At 40.6% G+C, this 13,878-nt stretch carries 12 protein-coding genes and 1 pseudogene; 1 reads left to right on the top strand and 12 read right to left on the bottom strand.

The genetic code is table 11. The features are described 5' to 3' along the window. Positions 1-137 precede the first annotated feature (137 nt). The 8 genes and pseudogenes from cls to IFO66_RS15735 all read right to left on the bottom strand — a co-directional run. Positions 138-1,589: a cardiolipin synthase gene (cls, locus tag IFO66_RS15700; RefSeq protein ID WP_192026072.1), complete on the bottom strand. Its 1,452-nt coding sequence runs from the start codon at positions 1,587-1,589 to the stop codon at positions 138-140. A 109-nt stretch (positions 1,590-1,698) separates the two neighbouring features. Beyond that, complete coding sequence (locus IFO66_RS15705) at positions 1,699-3,018, bottom strand: hypothetical protein (RefSeq protein ID WP_192026073.1); 1,320 nt, start codon at positions 3,016-3,018, stop codon at positions 1,699-1,701. Between the two features lie 42 nt (positions 3,019-3,060). Continuing rightward, on the bottom strand, positions 3,061-3,528 hold the full coding sequence (locus IFO66_RS15710; protein ID WP_192026074.1) for an IS3 family transposase: 468 nt from the start codon (positions 3,526-3,528) through the stop codon (positions 3,061-3,063). After that, complete coding sequence (locus IFO66_RS15715; protein WP_192026075.1) at positions 3,500-3,907, bottom strand: helix-turn-helix domain-containing protein; 408 nt, start codon at positions 3,905-3,907, stop codon at positions 3,500-3,502. Before IFO66_RS15715 ends, IFO66_RS15710 begins: the two co-directional genes overlap by 29 nt. 490 nt (positions 3,908-4,397) lie before the next feature. Next, a complete protein-coding gene (locus IFO66_RS15720; RefSeq protein WP_192026076.1) occupies positions 4,398-4,946 on the bottom strand; it encodes a pentapeptide repeat-containing protein in 549 nt (182 codons plus the stop codon). A gap of 233 nt (positions 4,947-5,179) precedes the next feature. After that, on the bottom strand, positions 5,180-5,944 hold the full coding sequence (locus IFO66_RS15725) for an MBL fold metallo-hydrolase (RefSeq protein WP_192026077.1): 765 nt from the start codon (positions 5,942-5,944) through the stop codon (positions 5,180-5,182). A gap of 281 nt (positions 5,945-6,225) precedes the next feature. Beyond that, positions 6,226-6,606 carry a DUF6262 family protein gene (locus IFO66_RS15730; protein ID WP_192026078.1) on the bottom strand — a complete coding sequence of 127 codons (381 nt, stop codon included), beginning with the start codon at positions 6,604-6,606 and terminating at the stop codon, positions 6,226-6,228. Next, a pseudogene (locus IFO66_RS15735) lies at positions 6,599-7,812 on the bottom strand (tyrosine-type recombinase/integrase); the annotation flags it as partial. The pseudogene IFO66_RS15735 and the gene IFO66_RS15730, both read right to left, overlap by 8 nt. A gap of 79 nt (positions 7,813-7,891) precedes the next feature. Between IFO66_RS15735 and IFO66_RS15740 the strand changes: the two are divergent. Beyond that, positions 7,892-9,009, top strand: a protein-coding gene (locus IFO66_RS15740) for an IS3 family transposase (protein ID WP_192026079.1) whose coding sequence is annotated in 2 segments (ribosomal slippage) — positions 7,892-8,138 and positions 8,138-9,009 — 1,119 coding nt in all. Because the reading frame shifts where the segments join, the coding sequence is not laid out codon by codon here. A gap of 193 nt (positions 9,010-9,202) precedes the next feature. On the opposite strand, the gene IFO66_RS15745 is transcribed toward IFO66_RS15740, so the two are convergent. The 4 genes from IFO66_RS15745 to IFO66_RS15760 form a co-directional block, all read right to left on the bottom strand. Further along, positions 9,203-10,372 carry an MFS transporter gene (locus IFO66_RS15745; protein ID WP_192026114.1) on the bottom strand — a complete coding sequence of 390 codons (1,170 nt, stop codon included), beginning with the start codon at positions 10,370-10,372 and terminating at the stop codon, positions 9,203-9,205. A 64-nt stretch (positions 10,373-10,436) separates the two neighbouring features. Next, on the bottom strand, positions 10,437-11,033 hold the full coding sequence (locus IFO66_RS15750; protein ID WP_192026080.1) for a TetR/AcrR family transcriptional regulator: 597 nt from the start codon (positions 11,031-11,033) through the stop codon (positions 10,437-10,439). Positions 11,034-11,386: 353 nt separating this feature from the next. Further along, positions 11,387-12,016, bottom strand: coding sequence for a TetR/AcrR family transcriptional regulator (locus IFO66_RS15755; RefSeq protein WP_192026081.1), 630 nt, complete (start codon positions 12,014-12,016; stop codon positions 11,387-11,389). 244 nt (positions 12,017-12,260) lie between these two features. After that, the gene (locus IFO66_RS15760; protein ID WP_225445807.1) at positions 12,261-13,670 is read right to left on the bottom strand and encodes a serine hydrolase domain-containing protein; all 1,410 of its coding nucleotides are present in this window, start codon (positions 13,668-13,670) and stop codon (positions 12,261-12,263) included. Between the last annotated feature and the right edge of the window lie 208 nt (positions 13,671-13,878).

Consider the following 13,878-nt stretch of genomic DNA (forward strand, 5'->3'; position numbering starts at 1 on the left):
AACAAAAAAAGCACCTCACAAGAAAGACCTATTGGCCTGTCCTGCGAGGTGCTTCTTCGCATGTCCGTTTGAAATGTCCTTAGTATATAGTTGAGTAGATAAAATGTCAACTATCTCCATAACGAACCGACAACAAGTTATAAGATTGGTGACAGCAGACGCGATATGGACTCTTTCATCCGCACCCAACGAGAGCGCTGCTGGTATTTTTCCAACGTTAGAAGCTCAGAGACATGGATATCTTCTTGAAATGCATGACTTAACTGCTGTGCAGTTTCTTCATCATAAACAAACGCGTTAACTTCAAAATTGAGCTTGAAGCTCCTGAAGTCAAAATTAGCTGTGCCAACCGATGCAATCCGCTCATCGACAACTAACGTCTTGGCATGTACAAACCCATTACTGTACAAGTATACATTTGCACCTGTCTTTAGCATCTCACCTATATACGACAAGGTTGCCCAATACACAAACATATGATCCGGCTTATCTGGAATCATTATATTCACTTCTACTCCAGATAACGCAGCAATTCTTAGGGCATCAAGCACGCTTGAATCTGGAATGAAATACGGTGTTTGAATATAAATAGACGATCTAGCCGATGTAATCATTTTTAAATACGTATTTTTAATATGCTCATACTCCGATTCAGGTCCACTTGAAACAATCTGTATCCCCTTTTCTCCTTTGGAGGGGATCGGAGGAAACAGACTTGGGACGTACGTAATATCATGATGTTCGGAAGCTTGGTTCCAATCCAGTATAAATCTAGTCTGGATCGAATACACAGCTGCTCCTTCAATTCGAAGATGCGTATCCCGCCAATAACCGAATTTGGAACTTAACCCCAGATATTCATCTCCTACATTAAATCCTCCCACATAACCGATTCTGCCATCGATAATAACCAGTTTGCGATGATTCCGATAATTCAAGCGAAGATTAATCAGTCGGAACTTGGATGGGAAAAAGGCTTCAACTTGTCCGCCAGCAGCACGTAGATTACTTAGAAACTTCTTCGTGAGGCTTCTTGAACCTAGATCATCGTACAGTACTCGAACCATAACCCCTTCTCTGGCCTTTTTCGTCAACAAGTCCAACAGGTCTCTGCCCAAATTATCTTTTTGGATAATATAATACTGAACATGAATAGACTCTGTGGCCTGCTCCATATCTCTAAACAAAGCAGCAAACTTCTCCTTGCCGTCCGTGTACACTTCTACTTGATTGTCTTCCGTAAGAACCGCTTGATTGTTAAGCAAATTCATCGTAATTAAATCTCCGTACTCGGCTGATGTGGAGTTCCGGAATTGAAACTGCTGTGCACGAAACTGTGAAACTTGGGATTTCAATCCCTGATCCAAGCCTCTTTTTTTTATATCGTCCCAATAAAATAATTTTGTTCGTTTAAAGTTCTGGGCGAAAAATATATACAGTACAAAACCTACGATAGGAATCAACAACAGCACCATGAGCCACGCCCACGTTGATCCTATATCTTTTCTTCTCCCCTGAAAAATAACGATAAAAGCAAATATAATATTTAATAAAATGATGAACCCAAGCATCCAGGATGTAATGTTCATAGTCACCTTCCTCTGAAATACCTGATCGTATAACCTGTACCATCATATTTTCACCAAATTACGAATAACTTATTTGCTCATTATACAAATAACATGTTCCTTTGACTCGTTACCATCGTAGCGGCTCCTCATTCTGCCACAATATCCAACGCTCCGTTTCTAAAATAGCAGCCGTACCTATGCTGTATTCACTTTTACATCCACTTTTCAGATCAATGAGATGAAGCATGCCTGCATACGTCCCTACTGCTAATCGTTCCTCATCGCGAGATACCGTTATTCCAGAAATCGTGCTGCCAACAAAATAACGCCATACTTCTTGTCCATCCCGATCAATACAGCGTAAATATCCATAAGCATCACCAAAGATGTAACTGTCTTTCAATGCTGCTCCCGCGTATACACGCATTTCATCATTCATTAGCGGCCACTCTACTGTTTCAGCAGTTGTCGCTTGCTTCTCCGCTTCGCTAATAGACACTCGCATGGTCATTCCATTATAAAAATGGCATGCGTTATACCAAACATCATAGCTATCCCGGGAGAACAAAGCATAGTGTGGATAACTGGACTCTGGAGCAAATTCATATACCGTTCCATGCGATGTATCTTTGAGTAAATGTTCGCTGCATTGACTTCCGTAGGCAATCCAACGCCCATCCGGTGACACGGATCCATGAGCCATATCAATGGTTGTATCTTCAATTTCATCCTTTATAAGCTGTGATAGATCTGGGTGAAGTAATTGTGCTTCATCATTTTCTATCACATAGATACCGTAATGGCTTACAAGCAGCACGCTTTTTCCATCATGAAAGGGAATAACTTCATCCAAACCAGCTTCCGGATGTTCTAGATTTGCAAGAGATTCTAATTCAGGGACGGCCTTTTTAATACTGTTCTGGATATATTCCCACGAAGTAGCTGTTATTTCTACTTCTCCCTCTATTTTATTACGAGTAAGGCCATGAACGATACGGATACCCTGCTTATTTACGAGAGCAAAATAGTTTCCGTCTGGCGAGCAGCCGATCTGCTGCAAATCTTGAATTTCAGATATCGTTTGCTCATAGACGAGATACAGCTTTCTATCATTGCTATGGCCGCCTGTATGTATAACCAAACTGCCATCCTGCAAAAAGGCGACAGGCTTTACAGCCTGAGTCTTATTCTCATATGCAGGCGTAATAGGCCATGATGCAGGAGGAAGCTCTTCTCGCAAGCGCTCTACTTCTCCTACTTCATTAGCCGCACGAATCATTTCAATAATAGACTGTGCAAAGCTGTATCGCTTGTCTTGTTCCGGCTCTTCTTGCTCCTGCTTCCACTCACTTTCCATTCCGATTCGAACAAATTCATTAACAGCTGCCGCATATCTTTTTCCCTCACGACGCCAGTTTTCAGCAATCTCTCTATGTAACCAGTCCAATAAAATCTCCTCCTTATAAAATGACGGACTTTCTCATGTAGGTTAGAAATAACCCCTACCAACAAGCTGATTTCGGTATTGTACGGGAGTTAGCTTGTTTAATTTTCTTTGTGGACGGCTGTTGTTATAAAAATAAATGTAGCTCTCAATTCTCATTTGTGCTTCTTCGACGGTTCGAAAATTATAAGGATAGAGACCTTCCACTTTTAAGTGTGAGAAGAAACTTTCCATTGAGACATTGTCATAACAATTGCCTCGTCGTGACATGCTGATTTGGGCTCCAACGGCCCGTTCACCGAAGTTCCAAGTACGGTTGCAGTTACGATACTTCCTGCGAGTTTTAGAACGGAGTCCCATATCTTGCATTAATCGCAGAATTTTTTTGTGGTTCATCCAAACGCAATCTTGATATAAAAATAGTTGAATTTGTCGATAACCGTAGATACCATTGTATCGCTCAAAGGTATTTCGTACGAGCTGCTTATCTGTTTGGTTCTTCTCTTTTTTCATCCGCTTCGAGAGACTCCAACCTCGTTACAGAGCTCTGTAACGCTAAAGCTTTCACGGAGCTCATGGATGAGCCTATGCTTCTCTGGTACACCTCCGCCTTCGTAATGGCCAACCACTTTTTTAGGACAGCATTCTCCATCTCTAAACGTTTGATGTAGCGACTTTCATCCATGTACTGCTCTCTTTTTCCACGATGATCCATAAGTCCAAAATCGCCCATCTGATTGTACTTACGCATCCAAACCTTTAACCGTCCAATGTCGGCTATCTCTAGTTCCTCTGCCACTTTCTTTTTGGTCATCCCTCTAAGCCGCATTTCAATTGCTCTCTTCTTCGTCTCGAAGCTGTATGAAACGAATGTTTGCCCCTTCTTCACCATAACAAAAGCACACCCTATAGTTTTTTCATCGGTTGTAACACCGGGGGTGTTTATCCAATGTCCACTATAAGGGGTGCACTCCACTTTGCATAGATATACTTATGGGTTTTATGATATAGCCCACCGTTTATTTGTTTCAAGACTGAAAAACATGTTAAACACGTTCAGTTTAATAGTATATTTTCTGTTTTCAACTTTAACGAAACATAATCATGAGTCAGTCTAAAACCTATTTCTCCTAGTTTATCAACAGCTAACTTTAAGAAAGTCAGATAAAATAAAGAGTTCTACATATTGTACATGACTAATATGTGGAACTCTTTATGTTTAACTATCGTTCCCCGTTGAATATGACATTCTTCAGTAATCGGAAAGCGGTAACAGAAGTCCTCCTTCAAACAAGATTGGAAATTACCATTTCGGCACATCCGCACCCGATTCATCCTCGCAAACAATATCGACATAATAAGATTTCTGATTATTTAATAGATTATTCTTTAACAATGAGTCCAAATAAATTTGCGAATATATAAGCTTGTTCACGAGAAATAGTGCAACCTTGCAAATTAGTCACGTCCACGCCTAGTCCATTAAATTCACAATCGCTTAAATCAATACCGTCTAACTCTGTACCTGAAAATTGAGCCTGATCTATATTGGAACGAAACAATTCAATTTTTTGTAATTTAGAAAAACTAAAATCCGTTTTGCATAGAGAACTATCTTGAATAAAAACTTGCTTTGTGTTTGCATATCTGAATGTTGCATAGTCGGCTATACAACTATCAAATAAAACATTTCTAAGTGTTCCACTTGATAAATTAGTGCCAATCATTTTGCATTCTTTGAATTCTGTTCTATGGATGATGGCATCGCTAAAATCTACATTAGACAGATCGCATTGTTCAAATATAACATCTGTAAGTTCAACTCCTGTTAAAGTTGATTCTGTAAATGTTACATTTTTAAAGATGATTTTATCAAAAGTAACTTTATTAGCCTCTTGATCTTCAATCACACAATCGACAATCATTCCCATTTCAAAAAAATCATTGGATTGTATTTCTAGTTGTGTAAATACAGTTAGTTCACTTAGAAATATTTTTGGCTTTTCTATTTTTATGTTTTTTTTTATTTTTCATGTACGAAATTCCCCCTTTGCTCTTGGCTAGACGTTACAAGTTTGGTCTTTTCATAAAAAATAAGGGATGCAGATTTATTTTTCCGCAGCCCTTTTAACTTGTCTATAGTCAACCTTTAAGAGTTGTAATGTTATATCTCTATTTCGAAGTTAGGATACGAGAAAGTTCCACTACCTTGCTTTAGCTTTCCTTTTATTTTCAAATCATCAAAAGCTTCACTTATCTCAGAAATAATAGATAAAGGGACATTTAAATCATGGTGCGCTGATAAGATTTTCTTTACAGGTAAGGGAAGAATTTTCTTTATTGAATTATTATAAATAACAGGATCACTTGTAGGGAAAAATGCAGTAAGCTTACCAATATAAATTAAATCGCCTGAGTATAGATACTCCCTAGCCTCCTCATAAAGACATATGTGCCCTGGCGCATGCCCAGGTGTATGAATTACTTTTAATTTTCTATTGCCTAAATCGATAATATCTCCATCTTTTAATACTTTCGAGGGCTGGCCTTGAAAAATCTCATACTTATCTAGATCAAAATCAGATGGAAAATCGCAAGGTTCTTCAATTACAAGACTTTTAATATATTCAAGAGTTAATGGGAAATTGCCGTTTATCCACTCTTCTTCATCTTCATGAACATAAAACTCATCGAAATATTGCAAACCTCCGATATGATCCCAGTGAGTATGGGTGGGAAGTGCTATAACAGGTTTGTCTGTTAATTGATTAACAATTTCCTTTATGTTATCAATTCCCATTCCCGTATCAATTAACAAACTTCTTTCTGTTCCATTTAGCAGATAACAGTGTGTCTCCTCCCAATGCTTATACTCACTTATCACATATGTGTCTTCATCAATTTGTTCAACTGTAAACCATTCACTCATTCATTTTCCTCCTTATTAGGTTGTCCACATACCTTAAGTTCGAAAGTCATGATTCAACTAGTTACTTCCGCAAATTTCAACCACAAAATATCTCTTGGGGAATTATCTTTAGGGAAACGCCATTTATCGAAAGCACGTGGATAACCTCATGTTTGTTTTTCCGTCCGATCAAGGTAAAACAACAATGATCATATCTGAAAATAGGGTAATACACTACCCCTAATAAATAGAACGTCAGTTCTTATTATATATGAAAACTACGAACAATCACATACATTCTCTCAAATCCTTTGATAGACCTCCGCATAGGAAAACTTAAGTTTTTCTCGCAATTGTTTATTTTCTTCCTCGGGCTTCTTCATTTTACGTTTTAGAGAAGCAATGATAGCATCCTTATTGTTTTCATCCATTTCTCGCTTGACTTGTTTTGGTGTCGATACTTGAGCTTGCTTTTGACGAAGCGATTCAATGCGCGCACGTATCTCAGGATTGTTATAGAGTGTTGATTTGCTTACGCCAGCATCCGTTGCCACACTATTAAAATTGATGCCTTCTTTAGCTTTTACAAGCCGCCTAATCGACTCATCCACTCTTTGTATGGTCTTTGCTTTGCGAGACTCATGAACCTGCTTTAAATGTGCTCTGCGATCGTAATCAGACATGTTTTACACCTTGCTTTCCTTTGATACGCTCCATTCGCCCAAAGACGATGTTGCCTTTCCTAATCGTCTCATAGATGCTGGTCAGACGATCAAGGTTCTTTTGGTTTTTCTCCGCAATTTCGTCGCGGCCGTATTGTTTGGCAACTTCTATCATATTCGAGGTAGATTGAATATGAATTTCGTACTTAGGTACGTCCATGTCAGAGAGACCTACAGCTAAGTCTTTACAAGGGCTTCCGCCGTTACAAGTTAAACAGGGAGGTTCCTCCGCGTATGGGCAATTTCCGTTTACACGGGCCCGACAGGAGCCGTAGGGATTATCAATCGCATTTAGCTTTTGATCACGCCAGAGCGTTTCCAGGATATCGTATGGGATTTCTTCATCCTTATCGATCTCATGTATTTTCCCATTCATATCAAAGCTAAATACGCCTTGTTTGACAACTGTTTCAAACGCCTTGCGCTTAGTATTGTCCAGAAGTTTGGCATAGCGCATAGTCATCTCAGGAGATGCATGCGCCAATAACTCTTGAACGATTAATATATCTGCTGCGCCGTTGAGCATCTTCATAGCATAGGTATGACGAAATTGATGCGTTTTAAAGTAGAATATGTTTCCGGATTCATCAGTAATATTCACTTTTCTTGCCAGGCTGTTCAATTTCTCTCCGACCCAGAATTGGGAATATGGTCTGCCTTTTCTCGAACCACGAAATCGAATAAAGACGTATTTTTCTGGATTGTTGTCCTCATTGCTGTTCTCAGTTGATTTTTTTATATTAAAGCAGCTACCATATTAGCTAATTCGTCATCGATTGGGATGCGATGACCCTTCACATATGTCTTTTCAATATCAGTTTCAATGTAGTATTTTCCATTGATTCTTACTAAACAATCTTGTGTTAATCCCAATACATCTGAAATACGCAAACCAGTCTTGAATGCTATCCATACCAAAGGTTGGACTTCTGGATGCAAATAATTTAAGTTAGCAAAAAGTTGTTCTAATACATACTCCGGTATGTAATCAATTTGATCGTAAGGTTTCTTTTTACGTTTTGGTCTGTCTTCGGGAAAAAGCAGCTGTCTTGTATTTGTTTTAGGAGCGATGTCATATTCATAACGCTGAATGACATCCAAAAACTTACTTACAGCTGATAGATTGTATTTAATGTATGATTCAGGGTTTGAATTACGTCTTGTAAGCTGGATCGGATCCACTAAGTTGGACAGAAAAAATAAGGGCTAGTAGAATAAACACATCATAACTAGGAGCGGATCTACTATGCCAAGACAAAGACGCACATTTACAAGCGAATTCAAGAAACAAATGGTTCAGTTATATGACAATGGAAAATCAAGAACAGATATAGTAGATGAATATGAACTGAGCGCATCTGCACTGGATCGTTGGATCAAGCAAGCACATCAATCAGGATCGTTTTCAGAGAAGGCCAATCGTACGCCAGAAGAGAATGAATTACTTGCTCTACGAAAAGAAATTCAACGCCTCAAAATGGAGAACGACATTCTAAAGCAAGCGGCGCTGATCATGGGACGAAAGTAAATGTCATCAAGCGAAATCGTGACAACTACTCGGTATCAGCAATGTGTGCCGTCCTACAAATTGCTAAAAGCACTTACTATTATGAGGCGAAAGAACGAAAATCAGAAGATGACGTTACGAATGACATCGTAGACATCTTCGAGAAAAACCGTAAATCTTACGGTACAAGAAATATCAAAGTTAAACTCCACGAACGAGGGTTAACGGTTTCTAGACGTCGAATTGGTCGTATTATGAACGAGCAAGGTTTGGTTTCTACTTATACGGTTGCTCAGTACAAGCCGCACAAGATGTCATACAACGAATCCAAGCAAGCCAATGAGTTAGGCCGTGAGTTCAACCAGCGAGAAGCTAAACGAGTCATTGTCAGTGATTTAACTTATGTCAAAGTGAAAAGCAGATGGCACTACATCTGTATATTTGTCGACCTCTTTAATCGAGAGATCATTGGCTCTAGTGTCGGGGCCAGCAAAGACGCAGCCCTTGTAGCTCGTGCGTTTGCTTCTGTACAAGGAGATTTACGTCAGATACAACTCTTTCACACGGATCGAGGCAGTGAATTCAAGAATAAAGAGATTGAAGAGACGCTACATGCGTTCAACATTGGCCGTTCTTTGAGCATGAAAGGTTGCCCATACGACAATGCTGTTGCTGAAGCAACGTTTAAAATTATGAAGACTGAATTCATTCATCAAATGAGCTTTCGCAGTCTGCCACATTTGAAGGTAGAACTAAATGATTACATTAACTGGTATAACAGACATCGCATACACGGGACTCTAGGCTATGTTAGCCCGATAGAGTACAGGAATTTAGCCCTTAAAAAAGTTGTCTAGTTTAGTGTTGACAGTCCAAGCACCCCCTATAGTTTTTTCATCGGTTGTAACACCAGGGGTGTTTATACAATGTCCACTATAAGGAGTGCACTGCACTTTGCATAGATATACTTATGGGTTTTATGATATAGCCCACCGTTTATTTGTTTCAAGACTGAAAAACATGTTAAACACGTTCAGTTTAATAGTACTACTATAAACTAACTTCTTCATCCGTCGTCATGCTTCTCTGTCCTGTTCGTAAATACGGTATTAAAGAAACAATACCTAGTGCGGACAAACTAGCACCTACCCATAAAGGCGATGTCAGCCCATAGCCAGCACTGATCCCAATGCCGCCCAATGAAGAACCGACCGCAACACCAAAAGTAATAAACGAAGTATGCACCGTATTTACCATCGTTCCACTGCCCGCCGTTTTCATAACGCGTGCGATCATTGCTGGATTCATAGCCACCCCAGTCACACCAATGATTAGAATTGAAATAACAACCACCAATCGATTTTCGGCACCTGCAGCAAATAGCACTAATGAAGCCAATAATAAGACTAATCCTAATAATAGGATTGGCATCGTATATCGATCAGCAAATTTGCCGATTACGATATTGCCAATTACCGTAGCTAATCCATAAAGAGCAAGCAAATATGGAATACTTGCATCTATAAACCCCGTCACATCAGTCAGAATAGGAGTAAAATAGCTAAATGCTGCAAATGTACCGCCAATAATCAGCATGCTCGTCGCATAGGCGGACCATAGGTGAGGATTTTTAAAACCAGCTAATTCTTGTTTCAAATTCATTTGATCGGTTCTAGAGGAGGAAGGAAGCAACCATTGAATCATAATTCCAGAAAGAAGGACAAGAAATGCGACGGCCCAAAAACTGCTCCGCCAACCTAAATGTTGAGAGATCATCGTTGTGATCGGCAATCCTAGCACGGTAGCGATCATTAAGCCTGCAAGCACGATCGAAGCTGCTTTTCCCCTCGCGTTAGGTTGAACTAACGTTGCCGAAATGCTTACCGAGACTCCAAATGCTGCGGATGAAGCAACTCCCGTAATTATTCGAGCGATCATCATTGAATCATAATTCCAAGCTAATGCCCCTAACGATTGACCCAGGAAAAAGACGACAATTAAAGCCAATAGTGCTTGCTTTCTTCGTATTTGCAGCAGCGTTGCCGTCAAAATAGGACCACCCACCACCATGGCACCCGCATAGCCTGTAATTAAATACCCAATGGATGAAATCGACGCTTTAAATTCATTAGCGAGCTCATTCATCATCCCTGCAACCATAAATTCAGAAGTTGTCATCGCAAAAATCACTAAAGCTAACAAATAAATAATCGATGGCATTTCTATACACTCCCCACTCAATATTGTAATGATCGGTACAAAAATAGTGCGAAAAAAGAGCGCTTTACGCGCCAAATATCGATTCCATAGTTCCATTCATAATTTGCTCCGCCAATGCCCGATTTTGTGTAGATGTGTTCAGTACACGGAATCCGTAGTAGCTGCTTAAAAATAAGCTTGCCAGATCAACTGCAGATCGTTGCCTTGGAATTTCACCCGTGCGCAATCCTTCTTCCATGATTTTTTCCATCGCTTCTTTAAGTAATTCAATATGCCTAGAAACAATGCTCTCAACTACCGGATCCTCGTTCGCACGTTCCAAACCGGCATTAATCAACAAACAGCCCTTAGTACTTGTTGATTCAAAATCCTCTACCATTGCCCAATTCAAAAAAATGCGTAGTCTTTCTTTAACAGAACCTGTACTCTCCAAGATCGCCGTTTGCTCTTTAATCCCAGTTTCATGATAACGCTCAACTGCTTGCTTATACAGCTCCTGCTTGCTGCCAAACGTGTTGTACAAACTGCCTTTGCCAAGCCCAGTATCACTGCATAAATCTTGCGTTGAACAACCTTCATAACCTTTTGTCCAAAATGTCTTCATAGCAATATCTACAATAGAGGTGTGTTCAAAATCTCGAGGTCTGCCGCGTTTACTCAATGGTATTCTCCTTCCATTTCAAGGTAGTACAGCGATCATACATTTTTTGTACTGATCAGTCAATAAATAAAATGGTAACATACAACATAAAGGGCGGAACAACGGATAGAAGAACATTCATTCTTTCTTCTTCCTCTCATCCTGCAGCTTTTTCAGCTCTTCAACTTCATCCTCCGTTAACTTTTCCTGGTTTAAGAAATTGACAAACATCGGTTTCCTTCACTTAGGTGCCTCCCCATCTTTTATTACAAGTGTAATAGTTTATTTTCCCCAAGATTACACTCACCAATTAAAGTTGTAAACATATTCCTTACGTTATTAACGAAGCATAGCAAAAACCCTCATGATAGAATTCACGAGGGCTCCTTTTCCATTCCATCTCGAATGATGCTGCAGAAATGTTTTATCTTCTCGAACAAATTGTCCATGTACCGATCATCTAGAATAATCCCATTCGTTAGATCCGCAAAAAAGGCAGTATCTAAATGTTCAAATGTGATTCGGATGAGATCGAGCGCATACTTTCTCGGTATCGCTTCTTGTAGAGGGACTTTTTCAAACAACTGATCCCAGACTTGATATTTATTAGCGAGTACATCACCAAACTTTTCTTCCATATCTGCCTTTAACTCATCAGGTATCGTATAAAACGCTTCATATACGAGCATGGATTCATCCGGATGCTTGCGATAATACTCGAACTTTCTGCTCATATACAGATGAAGAGCTTCAAAAAAATCTTCTTGTTCGGAAATCGAACCCGTATCGAGCGAAGTGCCGACCTTTTCATAGCAATGCTCCAGCAGGCTTAAATAGAGCTTTTTTTTATTTTGAAAGTGATGAAATATTAACGCTTTAGAAATACCAGCTGCCTCTGCCAACATTCCAGTCGATGTATGTTTATACCCATGACGAGCAAATACAGACAGACACGCTTCTAAGATTTTGTCCCGTTCATAGAGCTGTACTGGCAAGTGCTTCATCTCCTACTTCATGTACTGACCGATCGTTCGATAGCATTGTAATCTAGGATGAACAATTGGTCAATCTATATACCAGTATACGATAACTGATTGAGGAGAGGAGCGCATATATCTGATACTTAAATTTAAATATTAAAAAAAGCTTTAGTCTCATTAAATGGATTGTCACGTGGTGTGTGATACTTGGGGTGTATGCTTAGGAGAGCAATCATTATCAATCATAGAAATGCTGCCAGTGACTGGCTTACGAAACCTTTGGAGCTACTCGCAAACCGATGTAGCAATATAACGTGCCATCTGGCAGCTTCGAGAAGATGACAGGCATCCATGCTTCATTGAAGGAAGGACCTGCACCTGCACCCGCAAACACCGTATCTGATACGGGTACTAGCTCCATCTCTAGCGGTGGTGAAAGATCTTTCATCCCATCAACAAATTCGTATACAAGATGCGGTTTACCCTCTTGTTCCGTAACAGTGATAATCACACCTTCGCGCTTATAAGTACCGATATACGGCATATAGTCTACTACTGGTGGGTGCTCTGCTGGGGCAAAAGCTTCCGGCATTTTCACGTCAGCCAGCTCGTCAAGCAATTCGCGGAACAATGCCGCATAAAGCATGCGCGCGCCCCCACCATTCGTCAACAAGGCGATAGCCACACCTGCTTCTGGTATCGCTCGTAAATATCCGTACTGCCCTATTGAAGCTCCATCATGACCGAATCCTTTGACACCATCCCAATTATATAAAGTCCAGCCTAGTCCCCACCCATCGGAACTAACTGTCCATTTATCAGGCACTATAACTTCACATTGCTGCATCGCCGCAACTGTTTCAGCTCGTAGCACGCGTGTACCGTCTGGCGCCGTACCGCTGTTCATATGCATTTGTGCTAGCTTTACCACATCAGAAGCCGTCGCGCACACCCTACCGCCTGGACCTTGAGAACGCGGCATAGGGTCCCATGAGAATGCAGGCTCTGGCTCTTCTCCCGCTTTGCCTAAATGACCCATTGCTGCTCGAAAACGTAATACTTCCTCAGGCAAAGTCATTGTCTTACTAAGCCCAAGCGGGGTGAGCACCAACTTCTTCAGCGCTTCGTCCCAAGTTAGATCCGTTAACACTTCCGCTATGCGCCCCAATACGGTATATCCTATTCCGCTGTACGAGGTAGCCGTTCCTGGAGGGCAATCTAAAGCCACGCCTTTACACGCTTCAACATAGCGTGCTAAGCAATCATCTCCACGTCCGCTGTTATAGTTGAAGTCGCAAGTCAACCCGCTAGTATGACTCAGCAACTGACGAACCGTGATCGTCTTTGTTGCCTCTTCATCCGCAACCTCAAATTCAGGCAGCACGCTTTTCACAGGCGTATCTAAGTCCAAGAGACCTGAATCAACTAACTTCATCACGAGTGTAGCCGTATAGATCTTAGCAATCGAACCGAGCTGAAATACCGAATCCGTTGTTGCTTCGACCCTGGTACCGCGATGCAGCACACCGCTTGCCAGTTCATAGATGTTCCCACCTGTAAGCACAGCCAATGTCGCTCCAGGAACGCGATACGCAATGCGCAGTTCGTCCAGCCGCTGCTGCCAATGAGTAAGATCAAACGTTGAAGCACCGTCACCTATTTTTCCGTTGTAAGTCATTATCATTTCTCCTTCCTCAAATGGGAACTTAGTACTGAGAAATCATTTTACTAACCGATCGGTCAACAAGATTGTATTCTATGCTAACCAGTCGGTCAACATATTTTTTCCTTTTCATGGATATAACTTAAAACTGCTGCAAAGCAAACAAAAGCAACCTCATCCCTGTTCTGAAAAGGAATAAGATTGCTTTATCAGTACAATTGTT

Source organism: Paenibacillus arenosi (assembly GCF_014841135.1).
Taxonomy (GTDB): Bacteria; Bacillota; Bacilli; order Paenibacillales; family Paenibacillaceae; genus Paenibacillus_B; species Paenibacillus_B arenosi.

Bases quoted from the DNA above. Each gene is read 5' to 3' on its own strand.
- IFO66_RS15730 (WP_192026078.1), bottom strand. From the start codon at position 6,606: ATGTCTGATTACGATCGCAGAGCACATTTAAAGCAGGTTCATGAGTCT.
- IFO66_RS15720 (WP_192026076.1), bottom strand. From the start codon at position 4,946: ATGGGAATGATTGTCGATTGTGTGATTGAAGATCAAGAGGCTAATAAA.
- cls (WP_192026072.1), bottom strand. From the start codon at position 1,589: ATGAACATTACATCCTGGATGCTTGGGTTCATCATTTTATTAAATATT.
- IFO66_RS15760 (WP_225445807.1), bottom strand. From the start codon at position 13,670: ATGACTTACAACGGAAAAATAGGTGACGGTGCTTCAACGTTTGATCTT.
- IFO66_RS15755 (WP_192026081.1), bottom strand. From the start codon at position 12,016: ATGAAGCACTTGCCAGTACAGCTCTATGAACGGGACAAAATCTTAGAA.
- IFO66_RS15715 (WP_192026075.1), bottom strand. From the start codon at position 3,907: ATGGTGAAGAAGGGGCAAACATTCGTTTCATACAGCTTCGAGACGAAG.
- IFO66_RS15725 (WP_192026077.1), bottom strand. From the start codon at position 5,944: ATGAGTGAATGGTTTACAGTTGAACAAATTGATGAAGACACATATGTG.
- IFO66_RS15745 (WP_192026114.1), bottom strand. From the start codon at position 10,372: ATGCCATCGATTATTTATTTGTTAGCTTTAGTGATTTTTGCGATGACA.
- IFO66_RS15710 (WP_192026074.1), bottom strand. From the start codon at position 3,528: ATGAAAAAAGAGAAGAACCAAACAGATAAGCAGCTCGTACGAAATACC.